This is a genomic window from Mesorhizobium sp. P2_F7 (assembly GCF_056403695.1).
In genome coordinates, this window is sequence record NZ_JBFUFA010000009.1 from 24,361 (window position 1) to 44,015 (window position 19,655).

The window sequence follows — 19,655 nt, forward strand, 5'->3', positions numbered from 1 at the left end:
GCGAGCTACAATGTCTTTCCTGAAGCCACGCTGATAGCGAAGAGCCGCGGGCTGGTAGTCTGCAAGGTGAAAGAGGGGCAACTCCCCCAAGAGAGCGACTTGGTCAATATATTCGACGAAGGCCACGACATCATACCTGTGTTTGTCCACATGCAACAGCGCTTTTGGGATAGATGGCTGGCCTCCCTCCCGTCATAGCGGTCGTGTGATCGGACAGACGGGCAACCGGCTAAGAGGTCGGGCGGTTCGCCCTACTCACTCGATCCCACCAGTCGCGACATAAGCGCCGGTGGTGCGTCCGTCCTCCAGTCTTATAATCGCAGTAACGATCGAGCCGTAAGCACCGCGCCAGACGCTATGCGTGCGCTCATGCTCGATGGCCGGCACCACGATGCTTCCGCGAAAGTGATTGCCGCTCCGCTGCATGGCGACGGGCTCGCCATTGACGTGGACCTTGACGCCCGCGGTCTGCGCGTCATTGGCATCGAGCTCGACCGTCACGGCGATTTCGACCTGGTCTCCCAGCCGTCTCGTCTCGGCGACAAGCCTGAGCGCTGGCGGCGGCGCATCGCTAGCCCGCAATCCACCACGCCCCGCAAACACATCATCCGGCAATTCCGGCGTGCGCGGCGGGCTGGTGCGGCGTTGGGTGGCGCGCTCGTAGTCACCGGCGAACTGCAGCAGCCTGACATCGTCATAGGCCTTGCCGGCAAATGTCAGCCCGACCGGCATGCCGATGTCGGCCATGGTGCCCATCGGCACGGTGACGGTCGGGATGCCGAGATGGCGCCAGACCAGATTGCCGTTGGCGACCCAGGTGCCATTGCGCCAGGCAAGGGCTGCCGAGGCCTCGTTGATATCGGCGTCGGCCGGGCCGACATCGGCGACCGCCGGCAGCACGACCGCGTCGAGACCGTTCGCATCGAGCCAGTCCTCGAAGTCGAGACGCCGTGTTGCCGCCAGTCCCTTGAACCCATCTTCCAGCGTCGGAATGTCGAGGAAAGACGTCACGCCTTGCCTGGCGCGGGTGACATAGTCGGCCAGATCGAAGCCGTCATCGCCATAGCGGTCGGGCAGCGTGCCTGGCGGTTGCGGGAAAATTTTCGGGCCGTCGACCGAAGCCAGATCGGGGATCGCCGGATCGGCATTGGCGCGCAAAAAATCGTCCCAGCCCCAGATGCAGAGGGCCCAGATTTCGCGCTCGGCAAACGCTTCCGGAACCAGCCCGCGCTCGACCATGGTTTTCGCGCCCGGACGGTCGCGTTCGTAGTTGGAGACGACGGGAAAATCGACCTCGACCACTTCTGCGCCGAGCTTTTCCAGGTCGTTTGCCGCCTGCCGCCAGAGGTCGAGCACCGAGGCGCGGGTCTCGATCGGGCGCTCGGCGTCGCTGTCGCGGCCGATATACATTTTCGGCACGCCGAGGCGCTTGCCTCTGAGCGAACCTTCCAGCCTAAGCGCGGTAAAGCTTGGCGGCCTGAGGTCTCCGCTTTTCGGGATCGTCACCCAGGGCTGCACGCGCCAGAAATCGCCGCGCGTCTCGGCGTCGTCGGCGACGATCACGTCGAGCAGTTCCAGCATGTCGGCCATGCCACGCGTATGCGGCACCACCACATCCATGGTCGGCACCAACGGCCAGTTGACCCTGACCGAAATGACGCCGCGCGACGGCGTATAGGCGACCAGCGCATTGTTGGAGGCCGGCGCACGACCCGACGACCATGTCTCTTCGCCGAGCCCAAAGGCGGCGAAGCTGGCGGCGGTCGCGGTGCCCGAACCGTTGGACGAACCGGAGGCGAAGGCGGCGGTCAGGTAATCGGCGTTGTAAGGGCTTTCGGCGCGGCCATAGACGCCGCGCTGCATGCCGCCATTGGCCATTGGCGGCATGTTGGTCAGCCCGATCAGCACCGCGCCGCCGGCCCGCAACCGCGCGATGGTGAAGGCGTCCTCATTGGCGACGAGATGCTCGAAGGCCTGCGAGCCCGCGGCCACCGTCAGGCCCCTCACCTTGTAGCTGTCCTTGGCGGTGTAAGGGATGCCGTCGAGCGGCGCGAGCGTGGTGCCATTGCTGCGCCGCAGATCGGAGGCGACGGCCTCCTCGAACATTGCCGGGTTGAGCACCGGCACGGCATTCAGCGCTATGCCATGGCGGTCGTAATGCGCGATGCGCCGGAGATAGGCGCCGACCAGCTCGACGCTGGTGACGGTGCCGTCTTCCAAGGCGCGGCGCAGGTCGGCGATCGAGGCTTCGACGAGGTGGAAGGGCATGGGATTCTCGGTTGGCGGCAGGCAAAGACTCTTCGCATCAGGCGATGCAAGTGTCACGCCTCAAACGGCGGGCACGACGGCGAAGCTGCTGATCTCCCCCCTTGAGGGGGAGATGGCCGGCAGGCCAGAGGGGGGCGCTGTCCCGCCGGCCTCTCGAAAAGACCGGACAACGTCCCATCGAAATATCTCAAGTCGGATAGCGCGAAAACGGATCACAGGTCGCGATCCTTCGCGCCCCCTCTGGCCTGCCGGCCATCTCCCCCTCAAGGGGGGAGATCGCTACCCTCACCCATTCCTCAGCGCCTGCGCCGGCGATTGCCGATAGGCGAGGATCGACGGCACCACCGCGGCAAGGCCCGCCACGACAAGCAGGACCAGCACTGAGCGCATGTCCTCGACGCGGAACGTCACCGGCATGGAAAAACCGCTCACCTCGCCCATCGTATGCGCAATCGTTCGGGCGGCGAGATAGCCGAAGAGGAAGCCGAGCAGGACCCCGGCGCCGACGATGACGAACGTTTCTACCCAGACGATCCCGAACACCACCGCGCGTGGCGCGCCGAAGGCGCGCAGGGCGCCGATCTGGTGCCGCCTCTGCAAAACATGGACGACGATGACCAGAAGGATGGCCGCCGCAACGAGGAATTGCGCACCGGCCGCCACCACGGACAGGATGCGCCGGGCGTCGCCGAGGGTTCCGTAAAGCCGGGTCAGCACTTCGCCGGGAAAGACCGCCAGCGTGCGTTCGCTGCGATATTGCTGGCGCAGCTTGTAGGCGTCGGCGATGGTGTGCGGTTTCACCAGGACGGCCGGCAGGCCGGGCGCCGAAGGATCGAGAACCGCATCGGGGTTGATCGCCGCATCGAAACCGTGCGGCTCGGCACCGTCTTTTGCGTCAACCTGCTCGACAAGAGCTGCTATTCCGGCGCGTCCATTCTCGTGCTTATGAACATGCCAGACCGCCTCGATCGGCACGATGATCGCCCGGTCCCAAGCTGTGCCAGTAGGGCTGAGGCGCCCGACAATCGTGTAGGTGAAATCATTGTGGATTTCGGTCGCCGCATGCAGCTGTCCGTGCGCGGGATGAAAGCGGGCGCCGACGCTTTTGGGCACGGCGGCGCCAACCAGCGCATCGCCAAGCAGCGCAAATGTGCGGCCTTCGGAGACGCCGCCCAGCCCGTCGACCAGCGCCTGCGTGGTGCCGACGATCGGAAAGTCTTCGACAAAATCACCGAAACCGACCGGCGCTGCCCAGGCCACCCGCTTATCCCTGATGAGCCCGGAGAGCACATCGCCCGGCATCAGCGACAAGGGTGCCGCCTGGAGAAATACCGAAGACAGCACCAACTGGGTTTCGCTGCCCGGCGCGCCGATCACAAGGTCGAAGGCATCAGCAGCTTGCGCGCTGCCCAGCCGCAGCGCCCGTTCGCTGAGCGTCACCGCAACGCCGAGCGCGGTGGCCAGCGCGATCAGCAAGGCCACGGCAGCCACGCCGATCCAGTGTCGCCTCAGATCCGCGGCGATGAAGCGGAGCATCGGCTATTCCTTTTCCAGCTCAAAAAGCTTCATCGCGCTCGGCCATCTCCTGCAACGCGCCGCTATCGCGCGTCACCTGACCGGCCTCCAGGCGGATGATCCGGTCCAGCCTTTCGATCAGCCGTTTCTCGTGGCTGGCGACGATGAGCGTCGTTCCCGCCTCGCCGGCCAATTGTAAGAGCAGGTTCGCCACGGCAATTCCGGCATCGGCATCGAGGCTCGCAGTCGGCTCGTCGGCGACGACAATGGCCGGTCTTGTCACCAGCGCCCTGGCAACGGCGACCCGCTGCATCTGTCCGCGCGACATGGTTTCCACCGGCTGCCCCGGACGCTCAATTTCGACCCGTTCGAGCAGCCGCAAGGCTTCCGCCTTCAGTTCAGCCATCGGACGGACTCTCGACAGCCTGCCGGGCAGCAGCACGTTCTCCAGCGCCGACAGGCCGGGGCAGAGGTAGAACTCCTGCATGACCAGGCCGACATGGGCGGAACGCCAGCGGTCGCGCCTGGCTTCGGAGAGGCTCGCAAGATCGGCACCGCCCCAGCGCACCGAACCATGCCTTGTCCTTTCCAGCCCGGTCACGATGTTGATGAACGTCGTCTTGCCCGATCCAGACGGCCCGGTCACGGCGACTTTCTCGCCGGCCGCGATCTCAAGCGTGGGCACGGCGAGCGCGGGCTTGTCGAGGTCACGGAAGGAAACCCGCAAATCCCTGACGGAAAGGCCAAGCATGATGGCTACGCCCGGTAGAAATGCGCATCGACGATGCGCAGAAGGCTGACAAAGCCGGTCTCCGGGTCGGTCCAGGAGCCGGTTTCCAGCCGGCCGGCCACTTCAATGAGGGCGTTTGCCTGTTCGAAGGTCTGCGCCTGGTCGAGATAGATGACGACGATGTTGTCCGGCCAATCGGCATCGGATGAGCAGAACGGACACAGCGCCATTGGAATCTCGGTCAGGACGAAGAATTTCGCCTCGGCCTTGAGCGGCGGCGCCATGAAACCCTTCATGGTGACGTCCTGGCCGGCAAGCGTCTTGACCTTGTCGGAGAAGCTCATGCCGAGCACGCCGATCTTGGCGTAGAGGTCATCGAAGGTAAGCGGCGCTGGCGCGGCCGACGCGCTGCGCAAAGCCTGGGAAAGACAGACCGTAGCCGAACCGAGCAGCATGCCGCGACGGGTGATCGGTCTGCACTCCATGATTGCTATTCCCTTGTCGATTGGCGCGGGCGCCGTCAGCGCCCGAACCATCGTCCCCGGCCGCTCCATCGGCAAGCGCCGTATGGAGCGGCCGGGATCATCATAGAGTGCGCGGCTCAGTTCGTCGCCGGCGCCAGTCCGAGCGCATCGGCGAGGACCTTATAGACGTCGCTCTCCTCCATGTAGCCCTTGAAGCCTTCCGCACCCGGGCCGGTGGCCTGCAGCACGACGTCGTCAACGGCATGGACCGCGCTCTCGGCCGACTTCGGCAGGTTGCCGATGCGCAGCACGGCGCCGGGCACGTCCTTGTACTTCTCGTTGGCGACATACTGCTTGCTCTCGTTCTGCACCGCCGGCACGAACGGGCCGTCGAGCTTCGGACGGAACGTCTCGTAATAGTCGGGGAAGTTGGCGCCGAAGATCGCCAGACGGCGCGAGACATCAACGCTGTCGGGATAACCGTCGTTGTTCTTGTCCTCGTAGTTCGGGAAGCCGGCGTCGGCATAGACACCGACCTTGTCGCGCATGTCCGGGCCTGGCTTGCTGTCGTCGATGGTGCCGACGATGGAGACGCTGTGGGTGTGGTCGCCGGTGACGACGATCATCGTGTCGGGATGGGTTTTGGCGAATTCCATGGCCACGCCGACGGCCTTATCGAACTCGATGACCTCGACCATGGAGCGCTCCCAATCCATCGGATGCGACATCTTGTCGACCGAGGCGCCTTCGACCATCAGGAAGAAGCCTTCCGGGTTCTTCGACAGCTCGCCAAGTGCGACATTGGTCATCTCGACGAGACCCGGCTGATTGGGGAAGGTTTCCACGGTGCCCTTCTTGAGGAAGTCGCGGTCCAGCGTGACGTCCATGTTGCCGGTATGGAACAGGCCGAGGATCTTGCCGGTGTTGGTCTTGGCTGCAGCCTCGAGTTCGGTCTTGTCGGTGGCAAGGGCGTATCCGGCATCACGGAATTTCGCGATGTAGTCGGTGTCGTCCTTGCGCTTGGAGCCGGCCGTGCTCTGCGGCAGGAAATAGGCGGAGCCGCCGCCGAGGATGACGTCGGGCTGCGTCTGGTAGAACATGCCGACGATGTCGGCCTTGTCGCCGCGGCTGCGGGTATGGGAGACGACGGCTGCCGGCGTGGCGTCCTCGACCTCGGCCGTCGAGACGACGCCGATCGACTTCTTGCCGGTGCGCCGCAGGGCCTCGGCGATGGTCTCGACCTTCGGATCATCCTGGCTGGGTTTGGTGCGGTCGGCATAGACGCCGAGCGCGTTCACCGCCGTCTTGTGGCCGGTCATGTAGGCCGACATGGTGTTGGCGCTGTCGGTGGCAATCGCGTTGGTCGACGACGTGCCGATAAAGGCCATATGGTCGAGATCGTCCATGTTGAGCCGGCCGTTCGCCTTGCCTTCGGTCATGCCCTTGGACATGATCCGCGCACCGGTGCGATGCGCAACGGAGAGGCCGTCGCCAAGCAGGAAGATGACGTTCTTGGCGCGCGGGGTCGCCGAGGTTCCGAACACCTCCCATTTGACGGACTTGGTCTCGTCGCCGGCCTTGGCTTCGATCTCATAGGTGCCGGGCTGGGCGATGCTGGCAGCGCGGATCAAAATGGCGGAGGCATCGACCCCCTCTTCCTTCTCAACGAACTCGACCTTCTTGCCAAGAACCTCTTCGGCAGGCTTGCCGTTGATCGTCACCGTGACCTGGTCGGGCGTGACGACCTTGTCGAATTCGACCTTCAAGTCGAAGGGAGACTGGGCGAGGATGGTGGCGCGGTCGAGAGGATAGATCGTGGCTGCACCAGCAGCGCTGGCAAGACTTGTCGTAACGGCAAGCGCGATAAGGGGGCGAAGCATAAGTGACCTCCAAAATTGACTGATAAAAGACAGTTTTTGGTAGTGGTTGCCGATGTCCGTTATATGACAAAACCTCGCCCGGGCCGCTCACATTTCTGCGTCATCCGGAGCCTGTCGAGAATCCGGATTGAACGAAGCTGCCGACGCGGCATATTCTTGGCCGCTTGCCATCCCCACTCGTGTGGGAGATCAGCTGCTGAGCACCCCATTCACTGCGGTGCGCCGGCAAACAGTATCTCGCCATCGCCGCCCGTCGCCGGCCAGTCCCTGATGGTGCGGTCGCCGCCGCCGGTGAGCAGCGTGCCGTCGGGGGCGAAGGCGACGGCGTAGATCGGACCGGTGCGGCTGTCGAACATGGCGATCTGGTTGCCGCTGTCGACGTCCCACAGCCGCGCCGTGCCGTCGAGCGAACCGGAGGCCAGGCGCTTGCCGTCGGCCGACAGCGCCAGCGCGTAGACCGTGCCTTCATGGCCTTCGAAGCGGCGCAGTTCCCTAAACGTGTCGAGGTCCCAGAGCTTGATCGTATAGTCGCCGCTGCCGGTGATGACATGGTGGCCGTCGGCGGTGAAGACGGCGCCGTAGGTGCCCTGCTCGTGGCCGTGCCAGCTGCGCAATTGCTTGCCGGTCTCGACGTCCCAGAATTTCAGCGTGCCATCGATGGAGCCACTCAGCGCGCGCGTGCCGTCGGGCGAGATGGCGACCGTGCTGATCGGCCAGTCGTGCCCGGTCATCACATGCAGCGCGGATTTGTTGACCAGGTCCCAGACGATCACATTGCCGGTGTCGTGGCCGCTGACGGCGCGCTTGCCGTCCTGGCTGATGGCCAGTTTGCGCACGCCGCCATTCTCGCCCGATGAGAAGACATGCAGCACCGTGCCGTCGGCAAGCTTTCGCAGCACGATTTCGCCGTCGTCGCCGGCGGTCAGCGCGGTGACGCCGTCGGGCATGAACAGGGCCGTGCGCGCCATGTCCTTGTGCTCACCGAGATTGCGGATCAGCCGCTTGCCGGCGATATCCCAGAGCTTGATCATGTGGTCGGTGCTGGCGCTCATGATGTCGCGGCCATCGGCTGACACGGCGAGCCAGACGACGGCGTCACGATGGCCGTCGGGCTCGGTCGGCAGCGGCGGTTCGGCCGGCGGCAAGGGCGCCACGGTTTCCGGGGGCGAAGGAAGTGTGGCTTGTGGCGGCGAGGCCGGAGCCGACGGCGGAGCCGCTTCCGGTGGCGGGGTCGCGGGGGCAAGAGCGACTTCGGGTGGCTGCGCCAGTGCAGGCGGTGGCGCAGGCTCCGGCGTTGCCGGAGGTTTGGCTGCCTGCTCAGGCAGCGCGGGCGGCGGGGCGACAGGCGGCGAACTCGGCGGCGCTGGCGGCGTCACCAGGTCCGGCGGGACGCCGGCGACATGCTGGCCCTTCGGCTCGGCTTTGGGTTCGTTCGGGGCGGCTACCTCAGCGCCCGGCCCAGCTGTGCGCCACGGGCCGAACTGATCGGCCAGCAGCGCCAGAACGACAATCGCCGGCAGAACCAGGAAGGCTTGCCGCATCCGCGGCCTGCCGGGGTTTTGCACCTCCGCTGCCCGACCGAACAATGGGGCTCCGGACAGGTGGTTCGGGCCGCGCGGCAACAGGCCGGCAAAGAACAACAGCGCCCCGATCACACAGACCGCGCCGGCCGTAAACAAGGCAACCAGGCGCACGGAGGCAAAGGATGCCGCGATGCTCGCATCGGCCTGCGCCAGACGCTGCATGGCGAAACAGACCACGCCGATGACCAGCGAGACCAGCGCGAGCAGCCTGTCTGCACCCCTGTTCATGCAGTCTCCTCGCAGCCGCCTGCAAATTGTCAGGCCCCAAGCCAACTCACGATACCAGCGGCGTAAATTACAGCAAAATGCTGGTACAAAGCGACATATCACCCATCTGGCCAACAGCGCTTGCCGTCAAAGGGGTATGCCACGGCTCTTTGGTCAGATACTTTAACCAACCGAATTCAAAATCGAAGGCTCTCTTTTGTCCCAAAACGCTTCAAACTCTAGCCAGTCCGGGCGCCAGGTCTTGGTAAATTTCGGCAATCGTTACGTTGTCTTCAGCTCCGACCGAACCAGTCCCCAACCTCTTGCCTTCGATGCGCTTCGCGATACGAAAGTTCTGCCTCGTGTTGCCGACGAAAGTGAAATTGCTGAAGAGCGGATAATTCAGACTCTCCGTGTTTCCGATGTGACAAATATCGAGCCCTCGATGCAGTCGGAACCTGGGGATGTAAGGCTTGTTTCAAAAGACGGGAAACAAATCTTTGTGGACGTGAAAGTGCGTCAACGTGAGCCAAAAGAGCGCGACTACGCATCTCTTTTCGAACAACTGAAGCATGTCCGCGACCTAGAGATCTGGAGTTTTAACATTGAGAGGCTTGGGCTGACCATTCTCAGCCTTGATGAGCGTAATAATCCACAAATTACAAAACTAGTTCCAATAGATGTTTGGGAAAGAACTGAAACTGGAGTGTTCGACCGCAACCGCGTTCTTGTGCGTGTTCAAGATTGGATACAGCGTATCAATAACCTCTATCTTGATGTTTGGTCTTGGATTCCTGACCGACACGATCTCCGCGCAGATCAAAGTCGTACTGTAAGCTTCTCGGAAGACTTGATGCAATCGTATGCTATAGCAGATCGTGACCTACCTGTACTCGACATTATTTTCGGCGATCAAGTGATCGTCAGCTTTGTTCCTAGAGCATTGTGGATCGTAGGTGCCCGGGGCAGAATAGACTTAATCACCCGAACCGGCACTCGCCTTCTTATTGATCGGGGCTCCGAGGGGGCACCAAACTGGCAGTTGGTGTCAGCTGAAAGCCGTCGAGATTCGGTACCGTTCAATAGAAATGAGTTCTTCACTTTGGTTTCTTTGCCATGAGCAAGCTGACAGACACGAAGCTGGCTTATGACAAGTTCGCTGACCTAATAGACCAAGAAATTAGAAATCGCCGAGGAAGCTCTAAGGAACTTGATCGCTTCCGACAGACACTTGATGTTGCTTTCTATCTCCTCGGATGGGCCCAGTTTGAATATCTAGCCAAAAACGAAGCAGAAGACCGAATTTCAGAGCAAGCTCAGGCAAAAGTTATTTCTGGTCACGCTTGGCGTTACCTGAGGGAGAACATCAAGGGTTTCCCTTTGAGACGGAAGCTAGATTTGATATTTCATGGCGATCAGAAGACTCTAGATTCTCTCAATAAAGACTATGACCTTAGAAACGACGCAGCTCATGACTATAAGCATCTCCCCAAGGACGCGCGAGATATTTCGGATTGGCTGCACGAGTTGGAGAACCTGGTGTCGAAATTCTAGGTCGAGTCCGAATTTTGTATTGCGGCATATAATCCTGAAAGGGCTTGCGCCGCAGAAGAAATCTATGCGATGCCTGACAATGGACTTCAAATGAGCAGCGCAAGGCTCACAATATCCAACACACCAGGCTCACTGCAATTCCACCCACACCGGCGCGTGGTCGCTGGCGCCGTCCTGCCCGCGAACATCACGATCGATGCCGGCAGCAGTGAGGCGGCGCGCCAGTTTCTTCGACAGCAAAATGTGGTCGAGCCTCAAGCCGGCGTCGCGCGGCCAGCGGTTGCGGCGGTAATCCCAGAATGTGTAGAGCGTTTCCTTGGGATACTTTTTGCGCAACGCATCCGTCCAGCCCTGCTCGAGCAGACGCTGGAAGGACGCCCGGCTTTCCGGCTGCACCAGCGCGTTGTCGTCATAGGAGCGGGTGGCATAGATGTCGCGCGGCTCGGGCACGATGTTGTAGTCGCCGACCAGCGCTACCGGCAGGCCGGTGTCGAACAGCTGTTCGGCATGTGCCTCCAGCCGTTCGTGCCACGCCAGCTTGTACTGGAATTTCGGCCCCGGCCGGGGGTTGCCGTTGGGCGCATAAAGGCATGCGATGACTATGCCGTTCACTGCCGCCTCGATGTAGCGGCTCTGCCTGTCGGCGTCGTCGCCGGGCAGCGTGTCCGCGGTCAGCACCGGTTCCGATCCTCGCGCCAGGATGGCAACGCCGTTCCAGGTCGGCTCGCCCTTCCACACGGCGCCATAGCCGGCGTCGGCCAGTGCCGTGCGCGGAAACTGCATGTCGCGCGCCTTCAACTCCTGCAGGCAAACGACATCGGGCTTGGCTGCCGCCAGCCATGCCAACAGGTTCTGCAGCCGGCTGTTGATGTTGTTGATATTGAACGAAGCGAGTTTCATTCAAGGTCCGCTGATATTCGGGTGATGCCGGCCTGCAAATGGCTGACACCTGCGCTTCCGGTGCTCACGTACTTTTAGTACGCTCCGCTCCGGTTCTCGGTATCAACCATTTTCGACTCGGCCTGACCCGAATCTCAACAGACCTTGGGGCGGCGATCAGGAAACGATCCGCCACGCCTTCACCGTCTCCGCCAGCGTCTTCAGATGATCCGCGGTCGAAAAGCCCGACACGCTCTTGCGCGGCTTCAGGTCGTGGTCGCCATCCTCCAGCCAGATCACTTCGATGGCGTCGGAAAGGCCATAGGTTGCGACCTCGCCCTTCGTGCCGAACTCGTCGCGCGTGCCCTGGAAGATCAGCGTCGGCGTCTTGAGACCGGCGAGATGTTTGGTCCTGAGTTGCTCGGGTTTGGCCGGCGGATGGAAGGGATAGCCGAGGCAGACGAGACCCGCGATCTCGCCCTTGGCAAACATTTCGTCGGCGACCATCGAGGCGACGCGCCCGCCCATCGACTTGCCGCCGATGATCAGCTTCCCCGTGACGCCCCTGGCTCTCAGATCGGCGATTGCCTTGACGTATTCCGGGTTGACCGTCTCTGCGCGCGGCGGCGGCTTGCGATGGCCATAGCGGCGGGCCGCCATATAGTGGAATTCGAACCGCGCGACCTGGAAGCCAGCCGCGGCCAGTGCCTTGGCGGTGGCGGTCATCGAAGGCGAATCCATCGACGCGCCGGCGCCATGGGCTAGCAGAATGGTGACGGGGGCGGTGTCGAAGCCGTCGAAGAGGAAGGTGGTCATGGGRTGGCCTCGGTGGAGAGATCGAGTTCCTTCACACCCCCCTCTGTCCTGCCGGACATCTCCCCCTCAAGGGGGGAGATTAGCAGCGTCCCCGCCGCGCCTAATTTCCAACGGCCGCCGTTGGCGAAGCCGCAGGTGACAGCCAATCTCCCTCCTTGAGGGGGAGATGTCCGGCAGGACAGAGGGGGGTGTTCACGCGCTAACATCTCACCCCGCCGTCCGTGCCAGCTGCAGATCCACGAACTGTATGCCCTTTTGTGCCGTGCGCGCCCATTCGGAGTCGGCATCGAGTTCGAGATAGCGCACCCAGTTCCGCCGTGCCTCTGCCAGATTGCCGGCGTCGAATTCCAGCCGGGCGAGGTTGAACACCGGATCGGCATAGCTCTTGTCGAGGGTAATCGCCTTTTGCAGGTGCCTGCGCGCCGAGGCGATCTTGCCTTCGTCGCTCATCAGCCCGGCGAGATTGAACCATGCCTCGACGAAGGCCGGATCGAGTTTCATCGCCCTTGCATAGTCATGAGCGGCCTCGGCTGTGCGGCCGGCGGCGCGCAGGCAGTTGGCACGGTTGAAGGCGGCGATGGCGTCGCTCGGATCGATACTGAGGCAGCGCTGGTAAAGGGTGGCGGCGTCGTCGTGCCGGCCCTCCTCTTCCGCGCCTTCAGCCTCGGCGAACAAGTCCTCCAGCGTGTCGTCGCCGGCTGCACTGCCGAGATCGAACAGCAGCTGGCCGTCAAGCTCGCTCTGGCCGCCTTCGAGATAGATCGCATCGGGCCGGCCATGCTGCGACCCGACATTGAGCGACTTGGCGGTGAGCGAGGCGACCGGGCCGGAGCGGTGCACCGAGCGCGCAATCGCGCCCCATGAGGCGCCGCCGGCGACCAGCCCGGCATATTTGCGGGCGAGGATCAGGTCGCGGAAGGAATAGGGTTCTGAATCATGCTCGAACGCGTCGAACACGCTGAGCAGGTCGAGATCGGCGCCCGACAGTTTCGACTGGTCGATCAGCGATTGCCTGGACAGCGAAGACGCCTCCGGCGCCTTCATCAAGCCGAGCAGGCGCAGGAAGCCGTTCTCGCTAAGAAGTGTTCGCCCGGCGGCGCGCTCGGCTGAGATGCGGCGCTCGATCTCGGCATCGCCGGCCTTCGCCATACCGGCCTTCGCGAGCAGCGTGCGCCCGAACACGACATGGCTGGTGCGTCGGGTGACGCCGCGCCGCAACTGGCCATGCCGGCGCTCGACCTCGCGCGCGGCGAGCCGCAGCGGGAACGCCGCCAACGCACCGATGGTGCCGAAGACGGCGCCCGGGATTGTACCGGTCGGCGCCGTCACCCCTTGCTCTTGCCGACGGCCTTGAGCAGATTGGCCTTCAACGGGTTTTCCTTGGCCGCACCTGCCCCAGTCTTAGCACCGCTTGCTTTGGCGGCGGGCTTCTCCGCCTCGTCGGCCTTGCTCTTCGACTTGGCCGGCGGCTTGGCCGATTGTGACAGGCTCGCCTTCAGCGCATCCATCAGGTTGATGACATTGCCGCGCTCGGGGGCTGCCGCAATGATCGGCTTGTGGCCTTTGAGCTTCTCGCGGATCATCGTCATCAGCGCGATCTCGTAGCGATCCTCATAGTTCTTCGGATCGAAAGTGGTTTCCTTTTGCTTGATCAGCGCTTCGGCCAATTGCAGCATTTCGGCGTCAGGCTTGCCGGCCGGGATGTTGCCGAAATATTCAGCCGTGCCACGCACTTCGTTCGGATTCCTCAAGGTGCAGACGAACATGCCGTTCTCGCGCGAACCGATCGTCACCACGCGCTCGCGGCTGGACAGGACAAGGCGGGCGATCGCCAGTTTGCCGGACTTGCGCATGGCTTCGCGCAGCACGGCGAAGGTTTCCTCGGCCATGGCGCCATCCGGAGCCATGTAGTACGGCGCATCCTGGTAGATGACGTCGACCTCGTCTTCATCGACAAAGGCCTCGATGTTCATGGTGTGGTTGGATTCGATGCGCACCGCGTCGAGGTCGGCATCATCGATGATGATGTACTGCTTGTCCTCGTACTCGTAGCCCTTGACCAGATCCGAGCGCTCGACGAGCCCCAGTTCGGGGTCGACCGGCTTCATGTTGATGCGGTTGTGGGTCTTCTTGTGCAGCTGATTGAACGAGATGCGCTCGCTTGTCGTCGTTGCCGGATAGAGCCGGACCGGACAGCTGACGAGGCTGAGCTTGAGGTAACCTTTCCAACTTGCCCTGGGCGCCATGATCTACTCCTACGCGGCCATGAACTGACAACAACTGCAGCGCTTTTCGTCCGTAGGACGATTGGCGCCGAGGAAATCCTACACCGACCCCGTACGATACAGGCAAATCCCTAGCGAAATCTTCCGGTCGCCTTGGAGGTCTTGGTCCGAGAATAATTCAAATTGTCTGAAGCGTCGATGGACTTGGGTCCCTCGCCCCCGCGGAGCGGGGGAGAGGTGGCTCGGCGAAGCCGAGACGGAGAGGGGGAATGGCGCGGACCGATGTTTCTTGAGTGCCCAATCCGCTACGCCGGCGCAGCCCCCTCTCCGTCCGCTGCGCGGACACCTCTCCCCCACGTTGTGGGGGCGAGGAACTCAGGCCTTGAAAACTGGCAGATCCCTTGCGAAATCCTCCATGTCCGCCCAGGGATCGCCCGACGTCGCCAGCAAGCCCGGCAGCGAGGAGTAGTTCAGATCCTGCGGCGCATCGATCGCCTCAAGGTCTGCCCAGCTCACCGGCGTCGAGGCCGGCAGGTTGGTGCGGGCGCGCAGCGAATAGGGGGCGGCGGAGGTGTGGCCGCGGGCGTTGCGGTGATAGTCGATGAAGATGCGGCGCTTGCGGTTTTCCTTGCCCATGGTGGTGGTGAAGGTGTCGGGCGCGCTGGCCGCCAGATGGGTGGAGATGGCGCTGGTTGCCTGGTGCAGCTTCTTCCAGTTCTGCTTTTGCGTGACCGGCACCGTGATGTGGATGCCGCTGCCGCCGGATGTCTTGGCGAACGGCACCAGGCCGAGCCCTTCCAACTGGCCCTTGATGTGGACGGCGGCCTCGACCACATCGCGCCAGGCAATGCCCTCGCCCGGATCGAGGTCGAAGACGATCAGGTCGGGCTTGTCGAGGCTCAAGCGGTGCGTGCCCCAGGTGTGGAACTCGACGACGCCGAACTGCGCCAGCGCCAGATAGCCTTTTGCGCCCTCGACCGACAGGAAGCACTTGGTCTCGCCTTCGGAATTGACGCTATCGAATGTCACCACCGAAGGCGGCATGCCGGTGAAGGCATGGCGCTGGAAGAAGCAGTCCTTGGGCAGGCCGGTCGGGCAGCGCACCAGTGACACCGGGCGACCCATAATGTGCGGCAGCATGAAGTCGCCGACCAGCGCGTAGTAGACGGCGATGTCGAGCTTGGTCGGCCCGGTCTTGCCGAACAGCCGGCGCTCGGGATTGGTCACCCAGATGGCGGCGAGGTCTGCCTCGGCGATCAGCCGCTTGCGCTTCGGTGACACCGGTGTCGAAAGGCCGACATCTCGCAGGCCACGAAACACGCCGTGGCGCAGCGCATTGTCCGCCGTGCGGTTGGCATAGTGGATGCGGGCCGACAGCAGCGGCCGCACCCATTTCATCTCGCGCATGATTTCGCGCGGCACGCCCTCGGGTGGGGTCGCGCCATCGCGCAGCGGCTCCAACCGTGCCAGCAATTCGTTTGCCGTTGCGGCATCGAAGCCGGTGCCGACTTTGCCGCGATAGTGCAGTTCGCCATCCTCGAATTCGGCCATGCCGAGCGCGGCCAATCCCTCCGCCCTATCGGAGATGGTGTAGCCGGCAATGACGAAGTCGCCCTTCTCCAGCGCCTTGACCTTGGTCCAGCTTTTGGTGCGGCCGCTCTGGTAAATGGCGTTGGCGCGCTTGGAGACGATGCCTTCCAGGCCGTGTTCGGTCGCCTGATCATAGAGCCCCTGCCCGTCGCCGTCGACATGATCGCTCAACTGGATGGCGGAGTTGGCGCCCATCCCTGCGAGTAGCTCCGCGAGCAGCGCCTTGCGCTTTATGAGCGGCGCCTTGCGCAGGTCCCAGCCGTCGAGATGCAGCAGGTCGAAGGCATAGAAATGCAATTTGGAGCCCGCACCCGCCGATAGCGCGTCCTGCAGCAGCGCGAAACGCGAAATGCCCTTCTCGTCCAGCACCATGATCTCGCCGTCGATGATCGCCTGGCTGAGCGGCAGGCGCGAAAAGGCCTGCGGCAGGTCGCCATAGCGCTTCGTCCAGTCGATGCCGCCGCGGGTGATCAGGCGGACCTCGCCGTCGGCGACATGCGCCATGGTGCGATAGCCGTCGAATTTTATTTCATGCAGCCAGAGTTCGCCCGTATCCTCCACCGGCCCGCCCGGTGGCTTCGGCACCTGTGTGGCGAGCTGCGGCTCGATACGCGACGGCGGATCGCCTTTCACCGCGCCGGGCAGCGCGCCGGGGTTCAGCGAGCCGGGACTTGGCGGCAGGCGCGCCGGCTTCTTCAGCGGCGCCACCAATTCCTCGATGCGGCGGCCCGACTTCACGCTTTCCGGGCGCGCTTCGAGAATGTCGAGCTTGGCATCGGAAGCGAGGTCGCGCTCCTTGAACAGTAGCCAGTTCTTTTTGTTCTCATCCTCGCCGGGCTTCGGCTTAAGCCGAGTCAGCATCCAGCCACCATTGAGTTTTTCGCCTGCCAACCGGAACTTGAACGCGCCGGTGCGCAAACTCTTGTCGACATCGTCCATCGGCGCCCAGGTGCCGGTGTCCCACACGATCATCGGCCCGCCGCCATATTCGCCTTCGGGAATGACGCCTTCGAAGTCGATATATTCGAGCGGATGATCCTCGGTCTCGACGGCAAGCCGCTTGTCGGCCGGGTTGAGCGAAGGCCCGCGCGGCACCGCCCAGCTCTTCAGCACGCCGCCGACCTGCAGGCGCAGATCATAGTGGTCGGCGGTTGCGTGATGTTTATGGACGACGAAGCGGTTGCCATCACCCGAAACGAGCCCGCCCGCCGGTTCCGGCGTTTTCGAAAATTCGCGCTTGGCGCGATAGGCTCTGAGCTTGGGCGGGGCGGTCATGTCCGCATGCTAGGCGGGATGCGGGCGGTGCTCAATCGATGGCAGCTCAATCGTCGGTGGCCGGCGTCAGGTCGAGCTCGGCCGGGGAAAGACCGCCCTGAAGCTGGCTCAGCCGGAACTCGTCGACCCAGTAGGCTTCGCCATCGACCAGCACGCGGGCAGAGTAGACGCCGCCGGAAAAGCTTTGCGCGGTGACATACACCTTGTGACGGTCGAGCGCCTTGCGAACCGCAGCGCGCTTGGAATTCTGGCTGGTGACGGAACTGGCCATGGCTCACTCATACACAAGAGCCGCAAGACATCGCGACCCTATCAGGATGCTGGAGATCCGGTGTTCTGTCAATTTTCGCGAGGAACTCCCGCTTGTTCCGCCAACGTCGATGTGGCGACATTCACATTCCTGTCTCGCAATCCTGATTACATTTGTGCGGCGTGAAGCAATCTAAGTGGACCACCTGATCAGATGGGGGCGACAGTGAGACAAACATACCTTGTTGAAGAAATGGACGGAGACGAGGTGATTGCAGAGCGCAATATCGACGCACCGAGCCCGTTCAGAGCTGCCACGATGTCGACGGATCGAGGGATCACACTTCGAAACTGGGAAATGGACTGGATCCGCGTCACCGACGAGGTCGGAGGACGTATCTATGCATACAGCTTTGCCCGCAGCAAATCTGCCCGCCCAGGACTATGGCAGGCTGATACGCAGACAGGACCGTTTGGTTCGGAGGCAGGGAGGCGTCCACTGAAGGGAAAGCCTTCCACCCACTCTCCAGACTGAATATTTCGAAAGCTGGCCCTGTATATCGTCTATCCGGCCTGAGTGCCTTCGTTCACTCCGCCGCCAAGTGTCGGCGCCTCCGCACCGTACTGCGATAGATGTTCGGAGCGCTGCCGGTGATGCGCTTGAAGGCATTGGAGAAGAAACCATGACAGCGGCGTGCTGCCGATGCAAGGCGGCGTCCGCCTGCCCGGGACGCTGGGCGTGATGCCCTATGCCATCGACCCAGAATCCGCAGAGCGTCTCTGGAAGTTGAGCGAGCGGCTCCTATAGTTTCCTTCTTGCCCAAAGGAGACTGCAGATGACCCTGACCACACACAAACTCGGCAGCCAGGGGCTGCGTGTCTCAACGATAGGCCTCGGCTGCATGGGCATGAGCCAGTCCTACGGGCCAGCCGACGAGGCGGAATCGATCGCCACCTTGCACCGCGCCATCGAACTCGGCTGCACCTTTCTCGACACGGCCGAAGTCTACGGCGCCTATGCCAATGAGGAACTGCTTGGGCGGGCGCTGAAGGGCCGGCGCGATGCTGTGACGCTTGCCACCAAATTCGGCTTCCGCATCGAAAACGGCAGGCAGGTCGGCACCGAGCGCAACAGCCGGCCCGCGCATATCCGCGAGGCGCTGGAAGGCTCGCTGAAGCGGCTCGGCACCGATCATGTCGACCTCTACTACCAGCACCGCGTCGACCCTGCGGTACCGATGGAAGACGTCGCCGGTACGATCGGCCGGCTGGTCGCCGAGGGCAAGGTGCGTTTCTTCGGCCTGTCGGAGGCGGGTGCGGCCAACATCAGCCGCGCGCATGCCGTGCATCCGGTGTCGGCGCTGCAGAGCGAATACTCGCTGTGGGAGCGCAACCTGGAGCCGGAGATCATCCCGTTGCTCAAAAAACTCGGCATCGGCCTGGTGCCGTTCGCGCCGCTCGGCCGCGGTTTTCTTGCCGGCGACGTCAAGCGCGCCGAGGAGTATCCCGAAGGCGATTTCCGGCGCGGCGACCCGCGCTACCAGGGCGCCAATTTCGACGCCAATGTCGCGGCAGCCGCCGCGGTGCACGAGGTGGCCGCGACCAAAGGGGTAAAGCCCGCGCAGATCGCACTGGCCTGGGTGCTCGCCAAGGGCGACAGTTTCGGCATCGACATCGTGCCGATCCCCGGCACCAAGCGGCGAAAATATCTGGAGGAGAATGTCGCGGCGGCGGCGATCAAGCTCGACCCCGCCGAGATGCAGGCCCTCGACGCGGCGCTTGCGCCGGGCAAGGTCGCAGGCCCGCGCTACAATGAGCGGGTAATGACGACGATCGACAGGTAGCGCGATCTCCCTCCTTTCGTACCCTTGCGCGGCTCTTGATTGCCGGCGCGATCTTGGCATGATCGTCGCAATGACCCAGATCAGAGCCATGACCGCAAGAGACGTGCCGTCGGTGTCGCGGCTGTTGGGTGAATCCTGGCGGCGCACCTATTCGCCGATCATGGGGCCCGAGACCACCGCGCGGCTCTCCGACGACAAGCACGCACCCGAGCGGCTGGCGGCCGAATTGCTGGATGACAACAAGATGTCGTTCGTGGCCGAGCGGCCGGACGGCTCGATTGCCGGTTACGCGATGGCGGCGATGGACAATCGTGGCGACGTCATGCTCGACCGGCTGCATATCGACAGGACCGAGTTCGGCAGCGGGCTCGCGACCGACCTGCTGCACGCTGTGCTCGCCGCCCATGCCGGCATCCCCAGCATTGCGCTGGAAGTGATAGAGGGCAACGACCGGGCGATCGCCTTCTACCGCAAGCACGGCTTCGAAATGGTCGAGCGCCGCCCGGCCGCGCACGGCGTCGGCGGCCATGCCTCAGTGATCATGCGCAGGCTGCTGTCGAGGGCATAGAAATGAGG

At 63.1% G+C, this 19,655-nt stretch carries 16 protein-coding genes; 4 read left to right on the plus strand and 12 right to left on the minus strand.

The genetic code is table 11. From position 1 onward, the window contains the following. Nucleotides 1–255: 255 nt before the first annotated feature. From AC1DZ8_RS24510 to AC1DZ8_RS24535, 6 genes are all read right to left on the minus strand, one after another. On the minus strand, nt 256–2,268 hold the full coding sequence (locus tag AC1DZ8_RS24510) for an amidase (RefSeq protein ID WP_477307749.1): 2,013 nt from the start codon (nt 2,266–2,268) through the stop codon (nt 256–258). A 285-nt stretch (nt 2,269–2,553) separates the two neighbouring features. Then, nucleotides 2,554–3,804 carry an ABC transporter permease gene (locus AC1DZ8_RS24515; protein ID WP_477307747.1) on the minus strand — a complete coding sequence of 417 codons (1,251 nt, stop codon included), beginning with the start codon at nt 3,802–3,804 and terminating at the stop codon, nt 2,554–2,556. Between the two features lie 19 nt (nt 3,805–3,823). Next, nucleotides 3,824–4,534: an ABC transporter ATP-binding protein gene (locus AC1DZ8_RS24520; RefSeq protein WP_477307745.1), complete on the minus strand. Its 711-nt coding sequence runs from the start codon at nt 4,532–4,534 to the stop codon at nt 3,824–3,826. A gap of 5 nt (nt 4,535–4,539) precedes the next feature. Then, the gene (locus tag AC1DZ8_RS24525; RefSeq protein WP_477307743.1) at nt 4,540–4,998 is read right to left on the minus strand and encodes a hypothetical protein; all 459 of its coding nucleotides are present in this window, start codon (nt 4,996–4,998) and stop codon (nt 4,540–4,542) included. 116 nt (nt 4,999–5,114) lie between these two features. Further along, nucleotides 5,115–6,857, minus strand: a complete 1,743-nt coding sequence (locus tag AC1DZ8_RS24530; RefSeq protein ID WP_477307741.1) for an alkaline phosphatase — start codon at nt 6,855–6,857, stop codon at nt 5,115–5,117. Between the two features lie 209 nt (nt 6,858–7,066). Further along, the gene (locus tag AC1DZ8_RS24535) at nt 7,067–8,668 is read right to left on the minus strand and encodes a WD40 repeat domain-containing protein (RefSeq protein ID WP_477307739.1); all 1,602 of its coding nucleotides are present in this window, start codon (nt 8,666–8,668) and stop codon (nt 7,067–7,069) included. A 241-nt stretch (nt 8,669–8,909) separates the two neighbouring features. On the opposite strand from AC1DZ8_RS24535, the gene AC1DZ8_RS24540 reads away from it, so the two are divergent. Together AC1DZ8_RS24540 and AC1DZ8_RS24545 are read left to right on the plus strand one after the other, a co-directional pair. Continuing rightward, nucleotides 8,910–9,767: a hypothetical protein gene (locus AC1DZ8_RS24540; protein ID WP_477307737.1), complete on the plus strand. Its 858-nt coding sequence runs from the start codon at nt 8,910–8,912 to the stop codon at nt 9,765–9,767. Further along, nucleotides 9,764–10,201 (plus strand): hypothetical protein, encoded by a 438-nt coding sequence (locus tag AC1DZ8_RS24545; RefSeq protein ID WP_477307735.1) that lies wholly within the window; start codon nt 9,764–9,766, stop codon nt 10,199–10,201. The genes AC1DZ8_RS24540 and AC1DZ8_RS24545 overlap by 4 nt, the downstream gene beginning before the upstream one ends. A 129-nt stretch (nt 10,202–10,330) precedes the next feature. On the opposite strand, the gene AC1DZ8_RS24550 is transcribed toward AC1DZ8_RS24545, so the two are convergent. The 6 genes from AC1DZ8_RS24550 to AC1DZ8_RS24575 form a co-directional block, all read right to left on the minus strand. Next, nucleotides 10,331–11,101, minus strand: a complete 771-nt coding sequence (locus AC1DZ8_RS24550; protein ID WP_477307733.1) for an exodeoxyribonuclease III — start codon at nt 11,099–11,101, stop codon at nt 10,331–10,333. Between the two features lie 156 nt (nt 11,102–11,257). Beyond that, entirely contained in the window at nt 11,258–11,896 is a 639-nt protein-coding gene (locus tag AC1DZ8_RS24555) for an alpha/beta hydrolase family protein (RefSeq protein WP_477401762.1), read from the minus strand. Nucleotides 11,897–12,103: 207 nt separating this feature from the next. Beyond that, complete coding sequence (locus AC1DZ8_RS24560; protein ID WP_477307731.1) at nt 12,104–13,225, minus strand: tetratricopeptide repeat protein; 1,122 nt, start codon at nt 13,223–13,225, stop codon at nt 12,104–12,106. Then, nucleotides 13,222–14,142 (minus strand): non-homologous end joining protein Ku, encoded by a 921-nt coding sequence (gene ku / locus AC1DZ8_RS24565; protein WP_477307729.1) that lies wholly within the window; start codon nt 14,140–14,142, stop codon nt 13,222–13,224. The genes AC1DZ8_RS24560 and ku overlap by 4 nt, the downstream gene beginning before the upstream one ends. Before the next feature lie 354 nt (nt 14,143–14,496). Next, entirely contained in the window at nt 14,497–16,986 is a 2,490-nt protein-coding gene (gene ligD / locus AC1DZ8_RS24570; RefSeq protein WP_477307727.1) for a DNA ligase D, read from the minus strand. A 46-nt stretch (nt 16,987–17,032) separates the two neighbouring features. Then, nucleotides 17,033–17,257, minus strand: coding sequence for a hypothetical protein (locus AC1DZ8_RS24575; RefSeq protein WP_181060457.1), 225 nt, complete (start codon nt 17,255–17,257; stop codon nt 17,033–17,035). Between the two features lie 814 nt (nt 17,258–18,071). Between AC1DZ8_RS24575 and AC1DZ8_RS24580 the strand changes: the two genes are divergently transcribed. Further along, nucleotides 18,072–19,079 (plus strand): aldo/keto reductase, encoded by a 1,008-nt coding sequence (locus tag AC1DZ8_RS24580; RefSeq protein ID WP_477307725.1) that lies wholly within the window; start codon nt 18,072–18,074, stop codon nt 19,077–19,079. A gap of 70 nt (nt 19,080–19,149) precedes the next feature. Beyond that, complete coding sequence (locus AC1DZ8_RS24585; protein WP_477307723.1) at nt 19,150–19,647, plus strand: N-acetyltransferase family protein; 498 nt, start codon at nt 19,150–19,152, stop codon at nt 19,645–19,647. Nucleotides 19,648–19,655: the final 8 nt, after the last annotated feature.

What these genes read in the sequence shown, in the direction of transcription:
- AC1DZ8_RS24510 (WP_477307749.1), bottom strand. Translation starts at nt 2,268, where the DNA reads ATGCCCTTCCACCTCGTCGAAGCCTCGATCGCCGACCTGCGCCGCGCC.
- AC1DZ8_RS24515 (WP_477307747.1), bottom strand. Translation starts at nt 3,804, where the DNA reads ATGCTCCGCTTCATCGCCGCGGATCTGAGGCGACACTGGATCGGCGTG.
- AC1DZ8_RS24520 (WP_477307745.1), bottom strand. Translation starts at nt 4,534, where the DNA reads ATGCTTGGCCTTTCCGTCAGGGATTTGCGGGTTTCCTTCCGTGACCTC.
- AC1DZ8_RS24525 (WP_477307743.1), bottom strand. Translation starts at nt 4,998, where the DNA reads ATGGAGTGCAGACCGATCACCCGTCGCGGCATGCTGCTCGGTTCGGCT.
- AC1DZ8_RS24530 (WP_477307741.1), bottom strand. Translation starts at nt 6,857, where the DNA reads ATGCTTCGCCCCCTTATCGCGCTTGCCGTTACGACAAGTCTTGCCAGC.
- AC1DZ8_RS24535 (WP_477307739.1), bottom strand. Translation starts at nt 8,668, where the DNA reads ATGAACAGGGGTGCAGACAGGCTGCTCGCGCTGGTCTCGCTGGTCATC.
- AC1DZ8_RS24545 (WP_477307735.1), top strand. Translation starts at nt 9,764, where the DNA reads ATGAGCAAGCTGACAGACACGAAGCTGGCTTATGACAAGTTCGCTGAC.
- AC1DZ8_RS24550 (WP_477307733.1), bottom strand. Translation starts at nt 11,101, where the DNA reads ATGAAACTCGCTTCGTTCAATATCAACAACATCAACAGCCGGCTGCAG.
- AC1DZ8_RS24555 (WP_477401762.1), bottom strand. Translation starts at nt 11,896, where the DNA reads ATGACCACCTTCCTCTTCGACGGCTTCGACACCGCCCCCGTCACCATT.
- ku (WP_477307729.1), bottom strand. Translation starts at nt 14,142, where the DNA reads ATGGCGCCCAGGGCAAGTTGGAAAGGTTACCTCAAGCTCAGCCTCGTC.
- ligD (WP_477307727.1), bottom strand. Translation starts at nt 16,986, where the DNA reads ATGACCGCCCCGCCCAAGCTCAGAGCCTATCGCGCCAAGCGCGAATTT.
- AC1DZ8_RS24575 (WP_181060457.1), bottom strand. Translation starts at nt 17,257, where the DNA reads ATGGCCAGTTCCGTCACCAGCCAGAATTCCAAGCGCGCTGCGGTTCGC.
- AC1DZ8_RS24580 (WP_477307725.1), top strand. Translation starts at nt 18,072, where the DNA reads ATGACCCTGACCACACACAAACTCGGCAGCCAGGGGCTGCGTGTCTCA.
- AC1DZ8_RS24585 (WP_477307723.1), top strand. Translation starts at nt 19,150, where the DNA reads ATGACCCAGATCAGAGCCATGACCGCAAGAGACGTGCCGTCGGTGTCG.